A 20,565-nucleotide genomic window follows, 5' to 3' on the forward strand; every position below is an offset into this window, starting at 1 on the left:
ATTATGAGTAAATTATCCTTATGTTGAAATTAAAGGCATTTCTGATTTATCTCTAAATGAATTAACTAGCTAAACAAAATCAAGCACTCTCGAAAAACTTGCAGAAGTAAAAACACAACTTAAGATTTAGTTTAAATTTATTTGACAACAAATAATAAATAGAATAAATTTGAAAAATTCCTGATTGGTTGCCAATATGATAGATAAGTCATTATATTATAAATATCTTTTTATAGATTTCGACTCCGCAACGCCACTCTATGTACAGTTGGCAAATGCGATTAGTCGAGCTATTGAAGATAAATATTTGGATACTGGAGAGCCTCTCCCATCGATTAACGAATTAAGCTATGAATTAGAATTATCAAGAGATACGATAGAAAAAGCTTATAAAAGACTTAAAAAACTAAATATTTTAGATTCAATTCCGGGCAAGGGCTATTTTGTTTTGGATAATAATATCAATTTGTCTTCAGGAATCCTATTGATTTTTAATAAATTAAGCACCCATAAAAAAATCATCTATGACGCGTTTGTTAATGCATTAGGCGATAATTATCCAATTTCTTTTTATATCTATAACAACGATTACCATCAATTTAAAAAAATTATTGAAAAAAAAGTTAAGCAAGGAAATTATGCATACTATGTAATTATCCCACACTTTTTAGGCATGGAAGACAAGGCGATAGAATTGATCAATACTTTGCCCAAAGAAAAACTCATACTATTGGATAAAAGATTAGAAAGTGTAATTGGTAATTACAGTACAGTATATGAGGATTTTGAAAAAGACATTTTCACTTCATTGGGCACACTTAAAACAGCAATCAGTCCTTATAAAAAAATCAATATCGTTTTTCCTGAAAAGACATATCATCCGACAGAAATCATTACTGGTTTGATTAATTTTTGCAAGGAAGAACAGATGGACTATAGTGTATTATCCAAACTAGAATTAAATGACCTTGCTAAAGACAATCTATATATTACGCTCATGGAGCAAGACTTAGTCCTTTTGATTGAATATGCACTAGAAAAAAATTGGACTGTCGGAGTAGACATAGGAGTCATATCTTATAATGAAATCGGGCTAAAAAAAATTATTTTAAATGGAATTACAACATTCTCAACTGATTTTGAATGGATGGGAAAAAAGGCTGCAGACCTTATATTAAATAATAAAGTAGAGAATATTGCCGTTCCATTTTCAGTATTCAAAAGAGCTTCCATTTAAAATAATCTAACTATAAATTAAGGCAACAAATATTTTTTCAAATCATAAGATTGAATAAGTCTTATCTGATTAGCCACGACTTTAGCATTGTAACGTGCACCAGCCTCATTGGTATGAGTATGCTCCTCCGGAAAGAAATTTGCAATATATGCTTTACCTTCTTTTTGATAGTCATCTGCCAAAACATTATTTAGATCAATAAAAGGAACTTTTTCTTCGGTAGCAACTTGTTTTGCCCACAAAGCATAACTATCATTGTTTCTCAAGACCTTACCATCTTTCCAATCATTCCTGGGAATAGGTGAGCAAATAATAGGATATACACCTTTGGCTTTTGCATCTTTAATATATTTTCTTAAATACCATCCATAGGTATGCACCGTTTCCTTTTTCTTTAGTACAGGATTGTAGACATCTTTGGATTCTTCTCCAATGCCTTTAATAGACCCCCTTGCTCTTGCCGTATCATCCAAAGGTCCACTATCATTATGACCAAATTGAACAAGTAAGAAATCACCTTTTTGTACTTTATTTAAAACAGAATCCCATCGACCTTCTCCAATGAAAGAGCGCGAACTACGTCCACCAATAGCATCATTTTCAACATAAATTTTTGATGAATCAAAATAATTACCGAGATAACTCCCCCACCCTTGCAATACATTTTTAGCACTGCCTGATCCATTTCTAACTGTACTATCTCCAATAATGAATAAAGCAGGTTTAGGTCGAATAAATGCAAATAATGTAATCAAAACGACTAATGCAAAAAGCCAATTTATCTTTTTCATTTCTTCTTTATTTAAATTTTACAATTTTTATATTGGGATTCGGAGGATTGGACATTTTATCTCCAAGATAGTAATCAACATAAGCAGGCTGATTATAACCCACATTTTGCCAGACTATACTTAGTCGATATTTGGGATTGTGCATCAAAGAGTACAAACGTCTATCCGTGGGGATTGCACTGGAAAAGATACGCAAATGCTTATTGTCTTTTGTTCTATAAATCACTTCTTCTCTCCAATCTCCAAATAAATCAGCACAAAGTGCCGGCGTATTTTTAGTTCCGTTATTAGCGACACAATCATATTTAGAAAAATCAGACAACACATTTATTTTACTATTCTTAGAATCCCATTTCTGAATTTTCGTTCCATCTAACAACTCCGTCATATCATCCCCATCCCACCAAATTTTAAAATTTACAGACCTAGGAGCAATTCCAATAGCTGTTCCATCCTAGAAACAAAAAAGTCCGATGAATCATCGGACTATATAGTAGTTAAGAATCTTATCACTTAATTATAATAGCATCCTTAAGCGAACTAGGAATCTCAAAATTTTTACCTCCATTTATCAAAACATTATCGAATACAATATTTTTTGCTTGCTCACCTGTAATGGTTTCACTACTTTTTATAACTATATTTTTGAAATATAAATCTTGAATTGGTTGTTCAGGTAATCCTCTAAATTGAAATGCAATTTTAGCATCATTACAAACAACGTTAGTCACATGAAATTCATGAAAAAAAGGAATTTTATCGCCAGAATGTTGTGCAGCCCTTGACTTATTCGTACTTCCAATAGGTGCATCATCATAGTAAGTATCAAATAGTATTGCCGTATTTTTTATTTTTGGCATGGCAATATTCTCAATATAAATATTGCTCACATCCCCTCCTCTACCTGAATTACTTTTAACTCTAATACCATTATCCGTACCTTCAAAAACACAATTAGTAACATAGATATTTTTCATACCTCCATCCGTATTGCTTCCTATAACAAATCCTCCATGTCCCTCATTGACAATACAATCGGCAATCAAGACATTTTGCAAACCAACTTTACCTTCTTTGAATCCACTTGACTTCATACAAATACCGTCGTCACCTGCATTTACTTTTGTACGGTAAATAACTACATTTTCAGAAGCACTAATATCGATCCCATCACCATTTTGCGCCCAACCTGGATTGTAAACTATTACATTCTGAATCAACAAGTTGGTAATTTGCCTTGGATTAATCACGAAATTGGGCGAATTACGAAAAGTTGGTCCATCCAACAATAGATTTTTAACTTTAGAAAGCGTGAACATTTTAGGACGTAAAAAATCATGCAATTGTTGATAATCAGCAAGCGTAGCATCTTTATTTTTTGTAATTGATTTAGATAAAATTTCCCCATTTTTAGCCGCCGCAGTTGGCCACCATATTTTTCCATCGTCACTTAAAACACCTCCAACATTTTGTAAACTATCCCATTGTGCATTGGTAACTTTCATTTTTTTCACTGGACGCCATGAACCACCAGCGCCATCAAAAATCCCTTTTCCAGTAAAAGATACATCATGCAAATTATTTCCCCATATCGGAGAAACTACATCATATTTACCTGGAGAAGTTTCATACATAGGAAACTGTGAAATATCACTAGAAAATTGTACCAATGCTCCTTCATCTACATGAAAATCTATGTTACTTTTTATCTCAATCGGCCCTGTAATCCAATTACCTTTAGGTACTAGTAGTTGACCACCTCCTTCTTTATCCAATGCTGTAATCGCTTTTGCAAAAGCTTCCGTATTTAATGTTTTACCGTCACCGATCGCGCCATAATCTACAACATTGACAACGTGGTTAGGAATAGTGGGTAAAACTATCGCTGGCATTTTGAAAGGAGCGTTTTGTATATAATTGTCAAGGTCTTTTTTTTGTGCAAAACTGACCGAAGAAAAAAGAAAGGCACCAAGTAACAAATACGTTTTTTTATAAGTCATATTTCAAGATTTGGATTATTTGACAAATTGGGATAAGGGAATGTTTAATTTCTTTATACCCTCTGCAGCTAATCCCGCGATTTGATAAGCGCCTTCAGGATTTAAATGAGTATCATCTTTTTTTCCTGTAGGATAATTCACATGTCCACTATCCACATGATTAAATAGTTTTACAGAATTTTGCGCCCCTAAATTACCAACTAAATCAGATGAAAGTTTTTGCATATCTACAAAATCGACATGCAAAGAATCCGCCAAAAATCTTACTGCATCTGCATATTTCCCATGTGTATCCTGCAGCTTATCACCTATAAAAGTTCGGCGTACAATGGGAGTCATTAAAATAGGAATCGAATGTTTAGATTGGGTTTCCAAAATATATCGGATTAGATTATTTTTAAATTCGTCCACATTTGTTCCGATTAAAGGTTTCTCTACTTTTTCGTCATTATGACCAAATTCAATAATCACATAATCTCCTGGTTTTAAACCATCCAAAATGTGCTGCCAATGATCTATTATAGTATTGTTTTTTTCATCCACATCTTTACGAAAAGATTTCGTACTTCTTCCATTCAGTGCATAGTCTTTTACAATGATTCCTTTTTTCAAATATTTTGGAAACTCCATTCCCCAGCCCGTTTCGGGATAGGCGGTAGGCTTCTTAATACTCATCGTCGAATCACCAATCATATACACTGTGATATCTTTTTTTATTGGCACAAATGCCAATACCACAATAATCATCAAATAGACACCAGCGAAGTATGATTTTTTTTTCATAATTTTTTTATATTAATAAGTCCATCTTGGATCTCCAATCGACTTGCCATCATCTGCTGCTGCTCGTAACGTAGATATAGCGGGCAAGGTAAAATCCGTTGTCGTAGAAGTCCATCCCAAATTTACGCTTTGGTTTGATGACATGGAAACAGTTGTTGGAAATGTAAGTGAAGTGCCTCCAGATAAAGCCGACAATAATCCGAAATAGTTACAATTTGCAATGGATGTCGTTGCTCCTGAGCCTGATGATCTGAGCGCCGCAGCTACTACAGTTCCCGATTTTGGAGAATTGGCAAAAATGGAATTCTTTAATGTGAAATTAACAGGATTGGTATTGGCATCCAACAATAAATATTTCGCAGCACCACCCCAACCATTTAAAGTAGTATGATCTATCGTTACACTTGGTGGAGTTCCCGTTAAAACCGTACTTGCGATAACCAAACCTGGACCACAGTTATATAGTGTTGATTTTGTGATATTTATTGCTGTAAACTGTAGTTTTGTAAAGTTGAATAGATAATAGGAAGAACTCCCATTTGAGCCGATATCGTAAATCAAAGAATTATTGATTGTAATTGTTCCTATCTGCTGTGTATTGGCGGTTGTTCCTCGATCACCTCTTACAAGACAATTCGCGGCTCCATGAATAGTGCAATTATCAATCGAAATAGTAGTAAATATCGCTGCACTAGCATTAGTGGCTTGCGAACCGATCAAATTAACAATATAAGAAGCTCCGCCAGATGTTCCATCTATCTCAAGCCCCGACAAGATCAGACCAGCACCAGTCCCCTCTAAATCCAACTCCTTGATATTTACTTTTGTATCTGTAGGATTTCCAGAGGTAGATTTCAATGTAATCGTTTTTTGCGTAATAAACGTCGCGAGCGTAGTTATTGAGTATGTTCCTGGATTCAAACCTATTATAGCATTATTGGACGCAGCCGCAATAGTGGATGCCAGATCATCAGATGGATTCAAAATAATTGAGTAGTTTGTTTTGGCAAGTGTTGTAAATGTGATAGTTCCCACATTTCGTGTTCCTAAATACAAATTGGCGGTGTACGAGGTGGCCGCCAGTAGACCTGTTATGGATTTCAAACCAGCATTTACATCTGTTGCACTTAAACTAATCGTTGAGTCACTTGCATCTTTGTGCGATAAAACAATCGAACTTAGACCAGTTGTAGGGACAAAACGAAGCACCACACTATTTTCTTTTAATTCATTATCCCTTACTGCCCAAAAAAGTTGTAAACCAGTAATCTGAAAATAAGATGAGGTCCTTAAATAATTAGATTCTGGTTGTGTACTTGTCGCATTTGCCTTGACTCGCGCATAATAATGCGTTTTAATTTTCAATGAATCATCTGTCACGGTTAATTGCAAACTATCTGTTACGGCGGTAAAGTTGACTGTAGCGAAAGTAGAATCAGTAGCAATATCTACCGTATATGACAAAGATTTCCCACTAGACATTAGAGGCGCAGTCCAAGTTAAAGTGGAAAAAGTCTCGCCTGAAGAAACTTTTAAATCACTCTTAGAATTTCGCTAGGAGATAATATGGATAGGGCGTTTTCCATTTGTACACCGTCTACTATGTACAATGGTGCATTATCACCCGTTAAGAAACTGCCCCCTCTTACCCTAACGTAAAATCTGCGCCAGGTGCGCCTTCCGTTCTTTTTACAGAAACACCCGCTAATTTTCCAGACAATGCATCTGCGACTGTACCTACCGGAAAATCTGCCAAATCTTTAGAAGAAATAGAGGATACGGCTCCAGTTATCGCTTCTTTTCTAACTGTTCCATAGCCAATATTTACAACAACAACCTCATCAAGATTGGAACTTGAATCTACTAATTGTACATTATAAGATTGGGTATTTTTTATATTTAAAACAAAACTTGCATAGCCAACATGGTAAAACTTCAACAAAGAATCGGCATCATTAATAGATACTTTGTATTTTCCAGAGGAATCACTCATTCCAATATTTTTTCCAGAGAGAATAGAGGAAATCGTGACACCAGATAATGGCTCACGATTTTTAGCAGTTGTAATAACACCATTTATTTTTACTTTTTGACTCAAGAGTGCAGTTGGTAAACAAAAAAGTAAAAAAAGAATCACTCCACGTAAACAATTAGAAATATAGTTACTATTATTAATGATAAAAATTTGATTTTACAATAGGTTGCAGTTAAATTTCTCAAAACATCAAGCAAACAATGCAACAAGCAATCTCTTTTAGCAATGTTAGTAAATGAATTCAATATACAAACAAGCGTTAGTTGTAAAATTTCCGCAATCGTTACCGATAACGATAACACATCAATTTCATTGAATAAATAAAGTATATTGCGATAGAATTGTTCCTATATGAAAAGAGAAATCACTACCATTAAAGACATTGCAAAGACCTTAGGATTATCTACATCTACGGTTTCAAGAGCCTTGAGAGATAGTTATGAAATTAGTGATGAGACAAAACAAAAAGTACTTGAATATGCTAACAAAATTAACTACAAACCCAATCCTATAGCACTATCTTTAAAAGAAAGGCGTACTTATACCATCGGTGTTGTTTTGAGTGAAATCGCCAATAATTTTTACTCTCAAATAATTGATGGCGTAGATGCTATTGCAATTAAAAAAGGATATCAAGTAGTCATCTCTCAAACGCACGAATCATTTGAGTTGCAAAAAATGATTATTTCAAATTTCGGGTCAAGAGCAATAGATGGTTTACTCGTTGCATTATCAGCTGATACTACTGATATAAATTATTTAAAAGATTTACAAGCAAGCGGATTACCGATTGTGTTTTTTGATAGAATAACCAATGAGATTAATACTCATAAGGTTGTTATTGACAATTATCAAAGTTCTTTTACGATCACCGAAAATTTACTAAAAAAAGGCAAAAAGAAAATTGTACATATAACCAATTCCGCTCATTTACCTAATATGATGGAAAGATTGGCTGGTTATAAGGCCGCATTAGAAAAATATGGAATTCAATTTGATCCCAATCTTGTACGATATACTAGAGAAACTGGTAATATCGCATTAGATTTACAACATGTAATACAAGATATAACAAAGACAGATTGTGACGGTTTATTTATTGCAAATGACCGTCAAACAACAGGTTCATTATTAGCATTAAAAAGAACAAATCCAGAAAAATTACGTCATCTAGGAATTGTAGGATTTACCAACTCCAATCTTATTGAGCTTGTAGCTGCAGAAGTCGATATTGTATATCAACCTGCATTCGAAATGGGACAAATCGCCACTCAATTATTATTAGAATTGATAGAAGCAAAACGCCCAATTACAGAGTTCAAAACGATTGCACTACAAAGCGAGATTATTCATTATTCTGGCGAATAGAATGCCACGCATCTATTCTTTAAGAGATGGAATCCATGTGTCATTGAGATTAAAGATGTTATTAATTGAGTATAATTTGGCTTCTTTTGACGTTAGTTGATATGACCACTTAACTCGTTTTGATAGATTTGCGCCGGAGCCAGTAGAATGATATTCTGCATAAAAAGCCGTTTTTTCATTTGTAGTATCTCTCCAATTATCCCAACCATCTGGACGTATAAATCCCCCCATATTACAGTCTAGAAATACTGTTTTGGCAAAAGGTCGCCAAGGTCTCCCCAAAAATACCTGATTAACCGTATTATCGGAGGCCATTAGTTTGCATTTAAAAAAAACAAAACCATATTTCTGCTCAGGATCGGATGATGCCGCCGTTATATAAGAATTTTGTTTGCTCACAATTGTACAATTACTAAAAATAGCAATTGCTTTTCCAAATATAAAATCCGTGGTTCCTTCAATAATGCAATCCTGATAATATTGGCGTCCTTCCGCCGCATAAAGCGTGTCTTGATTGCCCGACAACCTACAATTAATTACTTGTACTCGATCTGCATCCACATGCAATGCAACCGCCTGTCCAATGCGCCCTGCAGTATTTTCAATAGTCAAATCCTTAGCTATAAAATTTTGTCCTTGAACCAAAACAGTATACGAAGTATAAGTCGAAAATTTTGTCAATCCCATAGCATCGCGTCCTTCCATACGCACCTTTCCTGAATAATCTCCATTAGAAATTATCGTACTATCTTTATTTTCTCCCAATAATGTAATATTGGATTTCTGTTGTGGAACTATAATTTTTTCTTTGTAAACACCATTTTTTATAAATATTGTAACCCTTTGTTGAGATAAGTCTCTAACAGCATTAACAGCATCTTGAATCGTTAAAAAATCTCCGTTTCCTTTTTTATCTACTACATAACGATTTTTAAATGTAGCTTTCTGCGCGCGAACTATATTTGAAACAAATAATAGAAACAAAATAAATTGGCAAATGCGAAGGTATCGAAAAGAATAGGACATACTATCGTTTCCTTTATGAGTTAAATAATATTAGTAAATATATCAAAATTTTAAAAAAAATATCTTTGCAATCGTTACCGAAAACGATTGAGCGAATTTAATAAACAATCCTATTTTTATACTCAATAAAATACGTTAAACTTGTTATAGTTTTTAAAACAAATAACATATGAAATATATAATTTGCCTTATTACATGGATATTATTTTTTTCACCACTTCAAGCGCAACATAAATCAATCATTGTATCCAAAGATCAGCAAGGAAATTATAATAAAATACAAGATGCGATTAATGCAATACCAGACAATAATAAAGACACAATCATTATTGAAATAAAACCCGGCGTTTATAAAGAAAAAATTCACATCCCAATATCCAAAAATCTTATTAAGTTATTAGGAACAGACGTACAAAATACAATCATTACTTATGACGACTATGCACAAAAAAAGGACAGTACGGGCAAACAAATAGGAACGAGTGGTTCGTATACAGTACTGATTGATGCAACGGATTTTACCGCCGAAAATATTACGTTTGAAAACAGCGCGGGTCCAATAGGACAGGCAGTTGCCGTTAAAACGAATAATGATAGACAGAAATTTAAAAATTGTCGTTTTCTGGGTTTTCAAGATACCTTATATGCCAATGGCAGTAATTGTCGACAATATTTTGATCATTGTTATATTGAAGGAACTGTCGATTTTATTTTTGGAAATGCGACTGCGTGGTTTGAACAATGCAATATCAAAGGTAAAAACGCAGGATACTATACTGCGGCATCCACACTTGACTCTGTTAAAAATGGCTATATTTTCCATAAATGTATTCTGACGGCGGAAGCTGCTGACAATAATTTCGATCTTGGTCGTCCTTGGCGTCCCTATGCCAAAGTCGTATTTCTGGAATGTACTATTCCGGCTGCAGTTAGACCCATTGGTTGGAATAATTGAGGGAAAACTTCTAATGAACTTACCGCTTTCTTTGCAGAATATAAAAGTGTTGGAGCTGGCGCTAATCCTGATGGTCGTGTTAAATGGTCGCATCAATTAGATGCTCTACAAGCGAGTAATTACACCAAAGAAAATATTTTTACCAATTGGAAATATTAGTAAAATGAATTTAAAAATATATTGGCCTATATTTTTAGTGATGTTAGATACTATTTGTTTTGCGCAAACACATGTCCCAGATACGACATTCACCATTTATAGTGTATTTAAAAAAGAGGTAAAAAAAAGACCCTATATAGAAATTGCTTACGCTAGTGACACGATTAATATCTCAACCAAAAGAGGGGTTGTATATAGCAAAACATCAGATCGCAATTTGTATTTAGATATTACCATTCCTAAAAAATCAAGTAGAAAAAAACGACCAGTAGTCTTATTTGTTTTTGGAGGAGGTTGGAGCTCAGGCAATCGTTCTCAAAATATTCCATTGGCACAAGAAATGGCCAAAAATGACATTATCGGTATTACAGTTGATTACCGACTATCCACGGAAGCTCTTTATCCAATAGCGGTTTATGATCTAAAAAACGCCATTCGTTGGATAAAATCAAATGAGAAAAAATATGCTATTGATACGAATAAGATTGCGATATGTGGCTTTTCGGCAGGCGGGCAACTCGCGGCTCTTGTGAGCACCACGGGCAATTTACCCTTATTTGAAAAAGAAAAAATCAATAATTATAGTTCTAATGTACAAGCGTTGATAGATGTCGATGGCGTATTATCTTTCGTACATCCAGAATCCCAAGAAAAGGGATCTGATACTTCCCATAGCTCCGCTGCAGCGAAGTGGTTGGGTTATTCTTATTCGGAAAACAAAAAATTATGGGATCAGGCTTCTCCTTTAACGTATGCCAGCTCCCAATCCGTACCGACGTTATTTATCAATAGTTCAATACCTAGATTTCATGGTGGTCGAGATGATTTCATAAATATATTGGAACAAAATAAAATAAAAACAGAAACCATAGAAATTCCCGATACTCCACACCCATTTTGGTTGTTTCATCCATGGTTTGATCAAGTATCAAAGACAATAGTTGTCTTTATAAATCAAACATTTCAATAAAATGCAATTGGCATCGATTGCATAGATTTTTGAGTCGATTATAGGTCTATAACCTTAAATTTGTCCATACGACTAACGATTGTAAGTATAACGAAAAAAGGTAAGAATGAAAGTTTCCACAGTAGACATAAAAATATGGGGGATTGGATGGGTGTTGGGCATGGGACATTTGATCCCACAACCAATAATCAAACAACCAACCTTCAAAAAAGATACAATCAATATCCTTAAAAATGGTGCGGTCGCTGATGGATTGACCTTAAATACAAAAAGTATTCAAAAAAGTATTGATGACTGTAGCCTTCAAGGTGGTGGCGTTGTCAATATTCCAACGGGATTATGGCTCACAGGCCCAATAAAGTTAAAAAGCAACGTCAATCTACATCTCGAAGCCAATGCAGTTTTACTTTTTACAAAAGATTTTAACCAATATTCTTTAGTTCAAGGAAATTGGGAAGGCATTCCTGCGTGGCGCAACCAATCTCCAATTTCGGGTACTGATTTGCAAAATATCGCAATTACTGGTTGTGGTATTATTGATGGCAATGGAGATGCTTGGCGCATGATCAAAAAAGATAAACTCACTGATGCGGAATGGAAAGAAAAAGTAAAAAATGGCGGAGTACTCAGTGCAGATGGTAAAACATGGTATCCATCAGAAAAATCAATAAAAGGTAGTCAAACTAAACATCCAGGAAAAATAGAATCGGGCAAAACAGCTAAGGACTATGAAGACATTAAGGATTATTTACGTCCTAATCTTTTGGTTTTAACAAATTGCAATAATGTATTATTGGAAGATTTTACCATAGAGAATTCGCCTGCGTGGACGACACACACCTTAATGACAAACAATCTTATTGTTAGAAATATTACGGTAAAAAATCCGTGGAATGCCCAAAATAGCGATGGTATCGATGTCGAATCTTGCAAAAATGTATTGATAGAAAATAGCCGTTTCGATGTGGGTGATGACGGTATTTGTATAAAATCTGGTCGTGACGAAGAAGGTCGTAAACGTGGAGTTCCCACGGAGAATGTAATTGTCCGTAACAATATCGTTTATCATGCGCATGGCGGCTTTGTTATCGGGAGTGAAATGAGCGGTGGTGCGAAAAATATTTGGGTATCAGATTGTTCGTTTATCGGTACGGATATTGGCCTGCGATTTAAGACGACAAGAGGTCGTGGAGGTATTGTGGAAAATATTCACATAAAGAACATTACGATGACCAATATCCAATTTGATGCGATTCTATTTGATATGTACTATATGGCAAAGGATCCGAAAGATGGACAAGGAGATCCTACTATACAAACTTATCCTGTCACAGATGCGACACCACAATTCAAAAATTTTGATATTGAAAATGTGGTTGTAAATGGTGCTAAGAGAGGCATATTTATGAGAGGTTTGCCTGAAATGAATATCAAAAATATTCAGATGAAAAACATGACTATACAAGCTAGTTCTGGAATTGAATGTACGGAAGCTCAGAACATTTCGATATCTAATCTTACTTTATTAACCTCTAATACGGATACTATTATTTGGATTGACAATAGTTCCCATATTTCTTTTAATAATTTGAAATATCCTGCCAATACAAAAAATTTATTTAGCCTTACAGGACCAAAAACCAAAGCAATTATAGTTTCCAATACTGAGAAAACAAATACAAACGAATTGATCAAGTTTGGTAGTGGTGTTCCTAAGGATGCAATAACATTTTCTAAATAATAGTTGAATGTATGAAAAAGTTATTTTTACATATAGGCATTATCTTCTCATCGGTTTCTATTTGTGCACAGCAATCGCATAAAGATGCGCTATTGCAAACATCAATGCAACTGCTATCCAAATATATAGACACGAGTACGCACGAGCCTAAATTGCGTTGGTCTTACGATATGGGTGTCGTATTGGAAGGAGCTGCATCCATGTGGAAATCAAGTGCGAATGGAGACTATTTAAAATATATTCAGAACTGTATAGATCCTTATTTGGGTGCGGATGGTCATATAAAAACCTACAATATTGCAGACTATAACATTGACAATATTAAAAATGGGCGTGCTTTATTGCTTTTGTATAAAGTTACTTTGCAAAAAAAATATCTCACAGCTGCAACCGAACTATGGAACCAACTAAAACAGCAACCTAGAACTAATAGTGGAGGATTTTGGCATAAAAATATTTACCCAAATCAGATTTGGCTAGACGGTTTGTATATGGCGCAACCTTTCTATATAGAATATGCAGCGATGGCAAACAAAGATTCTGTTTTTGATGATGTTGTCAATCAATTTATTTACATAGCAGAGAAAACTACAGATCCTATAACAGGATTGATGTATCACGGTTTGGACGAAACCAAAATAGAAAAATGGTCGAATCCCAATACAGGACTTTCTCCTCATTTTTGGGCAAGAGCGATGGGATGGTATATGATGGCGTTGGTGGATATATTGGACTATTTACCAGAAAATAATGCAAAACGCCCACAACTATTGAAAATATTGAATAATTGCGCCAAATCTATAGTTAAAGTTCAAAGTAAAAAAAATAGTTTGTGGTATGACATATTGGATTTGGAAAATAAATCTGGCAATTATCCAGAAGCATCAGCATCTAGTATGTTTGTCTATACTTTGGCTAAAGGAGTACTCAAACAATATCTTCCTAGTGATTATCTGAAATCCGCTAGAAGAGGATTCTCCGCAATTGAAAAAGAATTTATTGAGATCAAGGATGGACAAACCAATCTGAATGGCACAGTTTCAGTTTCTGGTCTTGGCGGAAAAAAATATCGTGATGGTAGTTTTGAATACTATATGAGTGAAAAAGTAGTAACTAATGACCTAAAAGGAATTGGGGCATATTTGTTAGCCGCAGACGAGATTGACAAATCCTACACTATAAAACCCATCAAGCGAACAGTACTTTTGGACAATTTTTTCAATAATGAATATATCAAATCACCGTTTGGTTTGCAGCCATTTCATTATTTATGGGCGGAAGAAGACAATAACGGATTTTCATTTTGGGGAAATGTTTGGAATGATAACGGTTATCGTTGGGCAACTTTAAAAACAGAGCCAAAAACGTCTGATCTTTCTAAAGCAAACGTATTTATTATAGTTGATCCAGACAATGCAAAAGAAACGAAATCACCTAACTATATGTCCGAAAATTATGCAACTATAATTTCAGATTGGGTAAAAAATGGAGGTAAATTAATCTTACTAGCAAATGATTCCGGCAATTGCGATCTAACACATTTCAATATATTGGCAGAAAAATTTGGATTTCAATTCAATATGGATTTGAAAAATAAAGTACAAGGACACCAATTTGAACAAGGAGCAATCGAAATCCCTACCAACAATCAAGTTTTCCCCAATACAAAAAAGATTTACATAAAAGAGATTTCTACTTTTAAAATCAACGACACCAAAAATGTTAAATCTATACTTTCTCATAAAGGTGACATAGTTATGGTCGGCCGAAAATTTGGGAAAGGTACCGTATTTGCAGTAGGCGACCCTTGGTTGTATAACGAATACGTCGATGGTCGAAAACTGCCAGCAGACTATCAAAATTTTCAAGCAGCAAAGGATTTAGTTAAATGGATCTCAAAACTATAAAAAGATTAATATGCAATTAAATATAGAAAATATTGATTCTTTGAAGAATGCACATGTAATTCTTCCCACTAAAGAATCTTTCCAATATCCTGAAAAGGTTTTACAGTTTGGAACAGGTGTACTATTGAGAGGATTGCCTGATTACTATATAAATAAGGCAAATCAATCTGGATTTTTTAAAGGTAGAATAGTAGTAGTGAAATCTACGAATTCTGGAGGAGCCGATGCTTTTTCCGAACAAGATAGTTTGTATAGTGTTTGCGTACGAGGCACCGTCGATGGAACTTTAGTTGAGGAAGATATCATAAACAATAGTATTAGTCGTGTTATCAACGCCAATACTGAATGGAACAAGATACTGGAAACAGCTTCGAATAAGGATTTACGAATTATTATTTCCAATACGACAGAGGTGGGTATTGTCGATAGTGACGATAAAATAATGGATGCACCTCCTGCTAGTTTTCCAGGTAAAATATTGGCAATTCTATACAAACGTTTTGAAGTTTCCCCCGAAAATGGTTTTGTGATTCTACCGACAGAATTAATTTCCAACAATGGTGAAACACTAAAAAAAATAGTTGTCAATTTGGCTAAGAAAAATAATTTAGGTTCAGAGTTCGTTGACTGGATTATAACTAGAAATCATTTTTGCAATACGCTTGTTGACCGAATTGTGCCAGGCGCATATAACAACGAAAATCTGTCTTATGACGATAAATTGATGATTATGGCTGAGCCATTCGGACTATGGGCAATCGAAAGTAAGGAAGAAGAAGTAAAACAAATATTGGAATTCGCAACGATTGACAAAGGTATTGTCATCACACCTTCTATTGAGAAATTCAAGGAGATCAAACTGCGTTTACTGAATGGCTCTCACACCTTGACCTGTGCTCTTTCCATATTATCAGGATTTGAAACAGTGAAACAATCGATGCAAAATGAGACATTTTACCAATTAGTAAAAACTCTATTATTAGAAGAAATAGGACCAGCTATTCAATCAGACACCATTTCTGAAAATGATATTACAAATTTTAGCAATAGTATCCTTGATCGTTTTAGCAATCCTTTTTTGGAACATAAATGGTTATCCATTGCCACGAATTATACAGAAAAATTCAAACTAAGGTGCATTCCTATTTTGGATAAATGGTATAACAAATATCAATCGATTCCGCAATTTTTTTCTTTGGGACTCGCTGCATATTTACAACTTTTGTCGTCAGATATAGATATTTCAGATAAGTCGCAAAATACCATTCGGGAACTATGGAAATCTTCCTCTAATCCGATAAATGCGATTTTAAAAGAAACTTCTTTCTGGGGTCAGGATTTAACAATTTATGATGGTTTGGAAGAAAAATTAGCGTTTTACCTTGACAAAAATTTACAAAAAAACGCGATACAATACATGTCCGCGATTTTGAAAAACACAAATATTAGCGATGAAAAATAAGGTTTTACAGATTGCGCCAAAAGATAATGTATTGGTTGCATTGCAAGATTTGAAAATTGGAGAAGAGATTCTTTTCAATGGGGAGTCTTATCTCATTCAAGAAGAAATTCCTCCAAAGCATAAGTTTTTCATGCAGGACATGCAAGCAGGTGACGAGATATTTATGTATGGTGTTTTGGTTGGAAAAACCCAATATTTTGTGCCGAAAGGCGCCAGAATGAATACAGACAATACCAAACACGCAGCAGAACCTTTTCACTATAGAGCATCACATTATCATTGGACGCCACCAGATGTTTCTAAATATAAAGACCGCACTTTCAACGGTTATATACGTGAAGATGGTCGTGTAGGGACAGCAAACTATTGGCTTTTTGTACCGACTGTTTTCTGTGAAAATCGCAATTTGGATATCATCAAAGAAGCGTTGTACAACGAATTGGGCTATGCTGTAACGGAAAAATACAAATCCTTTACGCATCAATTGGTTAAGGCTTATAACGAACACGAGTCCTTATCAGCCATTGAAAATATTGACCTATCTCCTACTATTGAACGCAAAAACCAACGTTTATTTAAGAATGTTGATGGCATCAAATTTTTGAACCATCAAGGTGGATGTGGCGGTACGCGCCAAGATGCGGGTACTTTGGGTAAATTATTGGCGGCTTACGCCGATCATCCAAATGTTGCGGGAATCACCGTTTTGAGTTTGGGTTGTCAAAATTTACAAGTGGCCGATTTTAAACAATATCTTACAGAGCGCAATCCAAATTTCAACAAACCACTTTATATATTCGAACAACAAACTGCCAAAAGCGAAGAAGAATTGATCAAAGAAGCCATCCTTAAAACATTCGAAGGTTTAATAGAAATCAATAAAATGGAACGTCAACCTGCAAGTTTGGATAAATTGGTTATTGGGGTAAAATGCGGAGGAAGTGATGGTTTCAGTGGCATTTCTGCGAATCCGTCTGTTGGTTATACTTCTGATCTTGTAACTGCACTCGGTGGAAAAATTTTGCTTGCAGAATTTCCGGAACTGTGTGGTGCCGAACAAAATCTAATCGATCGCACAGTCAATAAAGATTCAGCTGAAAAATTTATCCATTTGATGCGCACCTATAATAAAGCAGCGGAAAATGTAGGTTCGGGTTTTTACATGAATCCTTCTCCAGGTAATATAAAAGACGGCCTGATAACAGATGCGATTAAAAGTACTGGCGCGGCCAAAAAAGGTGGAACGTCTCCGGTTGTTGATGTATTGGACTATACAGAACCAGCTACTAAACCAGGACTCAACTTAGTTTGCACACCTGGAAATGATGTTGAAGCAACTACAGGAAAAACAGCAAGCGGAGCCACTTTAATTCTATTCACAACCGGATTAGGTACACCTACTGGAAATCCTATTTGCCCAGTTATAAAAGTTTCTACTAATAATGCATTGGCACAACGCATGTCGGACATCATTGACATCAATACAGGATCAGTCATCGATGGCGACAAGACTATAGAACAAATGGGAGAAGACATATTGGAATATTGTATCAAAGCAGCGAGTGGAGAAGTAATTCCTAAAGCTGTGTTGCTCAACCAAGACGATTTCATTCCATGGAAAAGAGGCGTTAGTTTATAATAAATTAGAAATTCAAAGATTGATTAAAATATGAAAGCATTTTTAGACGACAATTTTTTATTGCAAAATAAAACAGCAGAAAAACTATACCATGACTATGCAAAGTCACTACCAATTATAGACTATCATAATCACTTAATACCCGATCAAGTTGCAAACAATAAACAGTTTGACAACATTACACAAGTTTGGCTATATGGCGATCATTATAAATGGAGGGCGATGCGTACAAATGGCGTATCCGAAAAATTTATCACAGGGAATACAACGGATTTCGAAAAATTTGAAAAGTGGGCAGAAACAGTTCCTTACACATTAAGAAATCCTTTGTATCATTGGACGCATTTGGAATTGCAACGTTATTTTGGCATTACGGATTTACTTTCTAAAAAAACAGCAAAATCCATTTATGATGAAAGTTTGGCCAAACTACAAACGCCTGAGTATGCTGTGCATGGACTTTTGAATAAAATGAATGTCGAAGTTATTTGTACAACGGATGATCCTATTGATAATTTGGAATATCATCAACAGTTCAAATCTAGTCCTAGCGTAGGTTTCAAAATGCTTCCTGCTTTTCGCCCAGACAAAGCAATGGACAGTGACAATATCACTGTTTTCAATAGTTATATTGACAAATTAGCAACTGTAGTAAATAAGGAAATCTCTGACTTACAAACATATTTAGATGCATTAAAATCACGTCATGATTATTTTGCAGAAAATGGTTGTAAAGTTTCGGATCATGGTTTGAATAGTATCGACGCAGAAGATTTCACATTCGAACAAGTGGCTGCTATTTTCCAAAAAATTAGAAAAGGAGCATCTATAGAAGCAAAGGAAAGTAAAATATTCAAATCTGCCATGTTGATTTGGTTTGCACAGTGGGACCACGAAAAAGGCTGGGTACAACAATATCACTTAGGAGCTTTACGCAACAACAATACGAGAATGTTGAAGCAATTAGGACCTGATACAGGCTGGGATTCTATTGGTGATTATTCTCAAGCGCAAGCATTGTCCAAATTCCTCAACAAATTAGATTCTGAAGATAAATTAGCCAAAACCATTATTTATAATCTCAACCCAGCAGATAACGAAATCATTGCCACAATGGTGGGCAATTTCAATGATGGTTCGGTGGCAGGAAAGGTACAATTTGGCTCAGCGTGGTGGTTTTTGGACCAAAAAGATGGCATGACTAAGCAGATCAATGCATTATCCAATATGGGATTGCTTAGTCGTATGGTGGGGATGTTAACAGACTCACGCAGTTTTCTTTCTTTTCCCAGACACGAGTATTTCAGACGATTGATCTGTAATCTATTCGGAGAAGATGTAGAAAATGGAGAACTTCCCAATGATATAGAATGGATTGGCAAAATAGTTCAAGATATTAGTTACTATAATGCTAAAAATTACTTTAATTTTAGTTCCTAAAATACGATTCTATTCATATGAAAAAAAACAAAGTACTCAGTTTTGGCGAACTGCTGCTAAGAATCGGTCTTGATGCTGAAGGCGAATGGTTGGAGAGTAATACGCTTCCCTTTTACCTTGGCGGAGCTGAACTTAATGTAGCTACAGCATTGGCCTTATGGGATATACCCTCAGCTTATCTTTCTGTCATCCCAGACAACGAAATGAGCCATCAGATAATTAAAGATCTGAAAAAAAAGAAAATCGACACTTCAAGAATGATTTTGGATGGTGAGCGTCTTGGTATTTATTATTTGGCAAAAGGCAAAGATCTGAAAAATTCTGGAGTTATATACGACAGAGCTAATTCTTCCTATGCGAACATGCAAAGAAATAGGATCGATTGGGAAAAGATTTTTGAAGATGTCAGTTGGTTTCATTTCAGTGCCATATGTCCAGCATTAAATCAGAATGTAGCGGATATCTGTTTGGAAGCGGTAAAATTTGCGTCACAAAAAGACATTTTTATCTCGTTGGATCTAAACTATCGTTCCAAACTATGGAAATATGGAAAAGATCCTAAAGAAGTAATGCCGAAACTCGCTGAATATTGCAATTTAATCATGGGAAATATCTGGGCGGCAAATCAAATGTTAGGCACTAGATTGGACGATATTTTTTCCAATAAAAATATTTATACCCAAGAGCAGTTACTTCAGCAATCCGCATATACATCAAAAGAAATCATAGATACCTTTCAGAAATGTACGATTATCGCCAATACTTTTCGTTTTGACAATAAGGATGGAATCCATTATTATAGTTCGCTATACTCCAAGAACGAATTGAAAGTTTCTGCTAATTGGGAAAAAGAAGAAGTCTATAACAGAGTGGGAAGTGGAGACTGCTTTATGGCAGGACTGATCTATGGTTACTATAATAATTTATCCGAAGATGACATACTTGCCTTTGCAACAGCCGCGGCTGTGGATAAATTAGACATTTCGGGAGACGCTACAACATCAACCGTTGCACAAATAAAATCAAAAATATTAAATAAATAATTACTAAAA

The 20,565-nt window shown here is 34.9% G+C and carries 17 protein-coding genes; 10 read left to right on the top strand and 7 right to left on the bottom strand.

What is annotated here, in order from left to right; translation table 11 throughout:
• Positions 1–196: 196 nt before the first annotated feature.
• Positions 197–1,237 carry a winged helix-turn-helix domain-containing protein gene (locus E0W69_RS09070; protein WP_131329744.1) on the top strand — a complete coding sequence of 347 codons (1,041 nt, stop codon included), beginning with the start codon at positions 197–199 and terminating at the stop codon, positions 1,235–1,237.
• Positions 1,238–1,254: 17 nt separating this feature from the next.
• Here the strand turns inward: E0W69_RS09070 and E0W69_RS09075 are convergent, their stop codons facing one another.
• The 6 genes from E0W69_RS09075 to E0W69_RS09100 all read right to left on the bottom strand — a co-directional run bounded on the left by E0W69_RS09075 (position 1,255) and on the right by E0W69_RS09100 (position 6,909).
• On the bottom strand, positions 1,255–2,028 hold the full coding sequence (locus tag E0W69_RS09075; protein WP_131329745.1) for a rhamnogalacturonan acetylesterase: 774 nt from the start codon (positions 2,026–2,028) through the stop codon (positions 1,255–1,257).
• 7 nt (positions 2,029–2,035) lie between these two features.
• Positions 2,036–2,416, bottom strand: coding sequence for a rhamnogalacturonan lyase family protein (locus tag E0W69_RS09080; RefSeq protein WP_131329746.1), 381 nt, complete (start codon positions 2,414–2,416; stop codon positions 2,036–2,038).
• 121 nt (positions 2,417–2,537) lie between these two features.
• The gene (locus E0W69_RS09085; protein ID WP_131329747.1) at positions 2,538–4,028 is read right to left on the bottom strand and encodes a glycoside hydrolase family 28 protein; all 1,491 of its coding nucleotides are present in this window, start codon (positions 4,026–4,028) and stop codon (positions 2,538–2,540) included.
• A 15-nt stretch (positions 4,029–4,043) separates the two neighbouring features.
• Positions 4,044–4,811: a rhamnogalacturonan acetylesterase gene (locus E0W69_RS09090; RefSeq protein WP_131329748.1), complete on the bottom strand. Its 768-nt coding sequence runs from the start codon at positions 4,809–4,811 to the stop codon at positions 4,044–4,046.
• Positions 4,812–4,823: 12 nt separating this feature from the next.
• Positions 4,824–6,293, bottom strand: a complete 1,470-nt coding sequence (locus tag E0W69_RS09095; RefSeq protein ID WP_131329749.1) for a DUF4957 domain-containing protein — start codon at positions 6,291–6,293, stop codon at positions 4,824–4,826.
• 163 nt (positions 6,294–6,456) lie between these two features.
• Positions 6,457–6,909: a carboxypeptidase-like regulatory domain-containing protein gene (locus tag E0W69_RS09100; RefSeq protein ID WP_131329750.1), complete on the bottom strand. Its 453-nt coding sequence runs from the start codon at positions 6,907–6,909 to the stop codon at positions 6,457–6,459.
• Positions 6,910–7,197: 288 nt separating this feature from the next.
• Here E0W69_RS09100 and E0W69_RS09105 point away from each other — a divergent pair, with 288 nt between their 5' ends.
• The gene (locus tag E0W69_RS09105; RefSeq protein WP_131329751.1) at positions 7,198–8,214 is read left to right on the top strand and encodes a LacI family DNA-binding transcriptional regulator; all 1,017 of its coding nucleotides are present in this window, start codon (positions 7,198–7,200) and stop codon (positions 8,212–8,214) included.
• 12 nt (positions 8,215–8,226) lie between these two features.
• On the opposite strand, the gene E0W69_RS09110 is transcribed toward E0W69_RS09105, so the two are convergent.
• On the bottom strand, positions 8,227–9,198 hold the full coding sequence (locus E0W69_RS09110) for a pectinesterase family protein (protein WP_225321462.1): 972 nt from the start codon (positions 9,196–9,198) through the stop codon (positions 8,227–8,229).
• 211 nt (positions 9,199–9,409) lie between these two features.
• Between E0W69_RS09110 and E0W69_RS09115 the strand changes: the two genes are divergently transcribed.
• From E0W69_RS09115 to E0W69_RS09150, 8 genes are all read left to right on the top strand, one after another.
• Positions 9,410–10,195, top strand: a complete 786-nt coding sequence (locus E0W69_RS09115; RefSeq protein ID WP_131329753.1) for a pectinesterase family protein — start codon at positions 9,410–9,412, stop codon at positions 10,193–10,195.
• A 163-nt stretch (positions 10,196–10,358) separates the two neighbouring features.
• A complete protein-coding gene (locus tag E0W69_RS09120; protein ID WP_191968019.1) occupies positions 10,359–11,324 on the top strand; it encodes an alpha/beta hydrolase in 966 nt (321 codons plus the stop codon).
• A 106-nt stretch (positions 11,325–11,430) separates the two neighbouring features.
• Entirely contained in the window at positions 11,431–13,065 is a 1,635-nt protein-coding gene (locus E0W69_RS09125; RefSeq protein WP_131329755.1) for a glycoside hydrolase family 28 protein, read from the top strand.
• Between the two features lie 11 nt (positions 13,066–13,076).
• The gene (locus E0W69_RS09130; protein WP_131329756.1) at positions 13,077–14,972 is read left to right on the top strand and encodes a glycoside hydrolase family 88 protein; all 1,896 of its coding nucleotides are present in this window, start codon (positions 13,077–13,079) and stop codon (positions 14,970–14,972) included.
• A gap of 10 nt (positions 14,973–14,982) precedes the next feature.
• Positions 14,983–16,434, top strand: a complete 1,452-nt coding sequence (locus E0W69_RS09135) for a tagaturonate reductase (protein WP_131329757.1) — start codon at positions 14,983–14,985, stop codon at positions 16,432–16,434.
• The gene (locus E0W69_RS09140; protein ID WP_131329758.1) at positions 16,424–18,073 is read left to right on the top strand and encodes a UxaA family hydrolase; all 1,650 of its coding nucleotides are present in this window, start codon (positions 16,424–16,426) and stop codon (positions 18,071–18,073) included. The genes E0W69_RS09135 and E0W69_RS09140 overlap by 11 nt, the downstream gene beginning before the upstream one ends.
• Positions 18,074–18,103: 30 nt before the next feature.
• A complete protein-coding gene (gene uxaC / locus E0W69_RS09145; protein WP_131329759.1) occupies positions 18,104–19,513 on the top strand; it encodes a glucuronate isomerase in 1,410 nt (469 codons plus the stop codon).
• A 17-nt stretch (positions 19,514–19,530) separates the two neighbouring features.
• Entirely contained in the window at positions 19,531–20,556 is a 1,026-nt protein-coding gene (locus E0W69_RS09150; RefSeq protein WP_131329760.1) for a sugar kinase, read from the top strand.
• The last annotated feature ends 9 nt before the right edge of the window (positions 20,557–20,565 follow it).

This window comes from Rhizosphaericola mali (assembly GCF_004337365.2).
GTDB lineage: Bacteria > Bacteroidota > Bacteroidia > Chitinophagales > Chitinophagaceae > Rhizosphaericola > Rhizosphaericola mali.

Coding starts and splice junctions, on each gene's coding strand:
- E0W69_RS09095 (WP_131329749.1), bottom strand. CDS start 6,293: ATGTCTAGTGGGAAATCTTTGTCATATACGGTAGATATTGCTACTGAT.
- E0W69_RS09090 (WP_131329748.1), bottom strand. CDS start 4,811: ATGAAAAAAAAATCATACTTCGCTGGTGTCTATTTGATGATTATTGTG.
- E0W69_RS09140 (WP_131329758.1), top strand. CDS start 16,424: ATGAAAAATAAGGTTTTACAGATTGCGCCAAAAGATAATGTATTGGTT.
- E0W69_RS09125 (WP_131329755.1), top strand. CDS start 11,431: ATGAAAGTTTCCACAGTAGACATAAAAATATGGGGGATTGGATGGGTG.
- E0W69_RS09130 (WP_131329756.1), top strand. CDS start 13,077: ATGAAAAAGTTATTTTTACATATAGGCATTATCTTCTCATCGGTTTCT.
- E0W69_RS09120 (WP_191968019.1), top strand. CDS start 10,359: ATGAATTTAAAAATATATTGGCCTATATTTTTAGTGATGTTAGATACT.
- E0W69_RS09080 (WP_131329746.1), bottom strand. CDS start 2,416: ATGACGGAGTTGTTAGATGGAACGAAAATTCAGAAATGGGATTCTAAG.
- E0W69_RS09070 (WP_131329744.1), top strand. CDS start 197: ATGATAGATAAGTCATTATATTATAAATATCTTTTTATAGATTTCGAC.
- E0W69_RS09085 (WP_131329747.1), bottom strand. CDS start 4,028: ATGACTTATAAAAAAACGTATTTGTTACTTGGTGCCTTTCTTTTTTCT.
- E0W69_RS09115 (WP_131329753.1), top strand. CDS start 9,410: ATGAAATATATAATTTGCCTTATTACATGGATATTATTTTTTTCACCA.
- E0W69_RS09075 (WP_131329745.1), bottom strand. CDS start 2,028: ATGAAAAAGATAAATTGGCTTTTTGCATTAGTCGTTTTGATTACATTA.
- uxaC (WP_131329759.1), top strand. CDS start 18,104: ATGAAAGCATTTTTAGACGACAATTTTTTATTGCAAAATAAAACAGCA.
- E0W69_RS09105 (WP_131329751.1), top strand. CDS start 7,198: ATGAAAAGAGAAATCACTACCATTAAAGACATTGCAAAGACCTTAGGA.
- E0W69_RS09135 (WP_131329757.1), top strand. CDS start 14,983: ATGCAATTAAATATAGAAAATATTGATTCTTTGAAGAATGCACATGTA.
- E0W69_RS09150 (WP_131329760.1), top strand. CDS start 19,531: ATGAAAAAAAACAAAGTACTCAGTTTTGGCGAACTGCTGCTAAGAATC.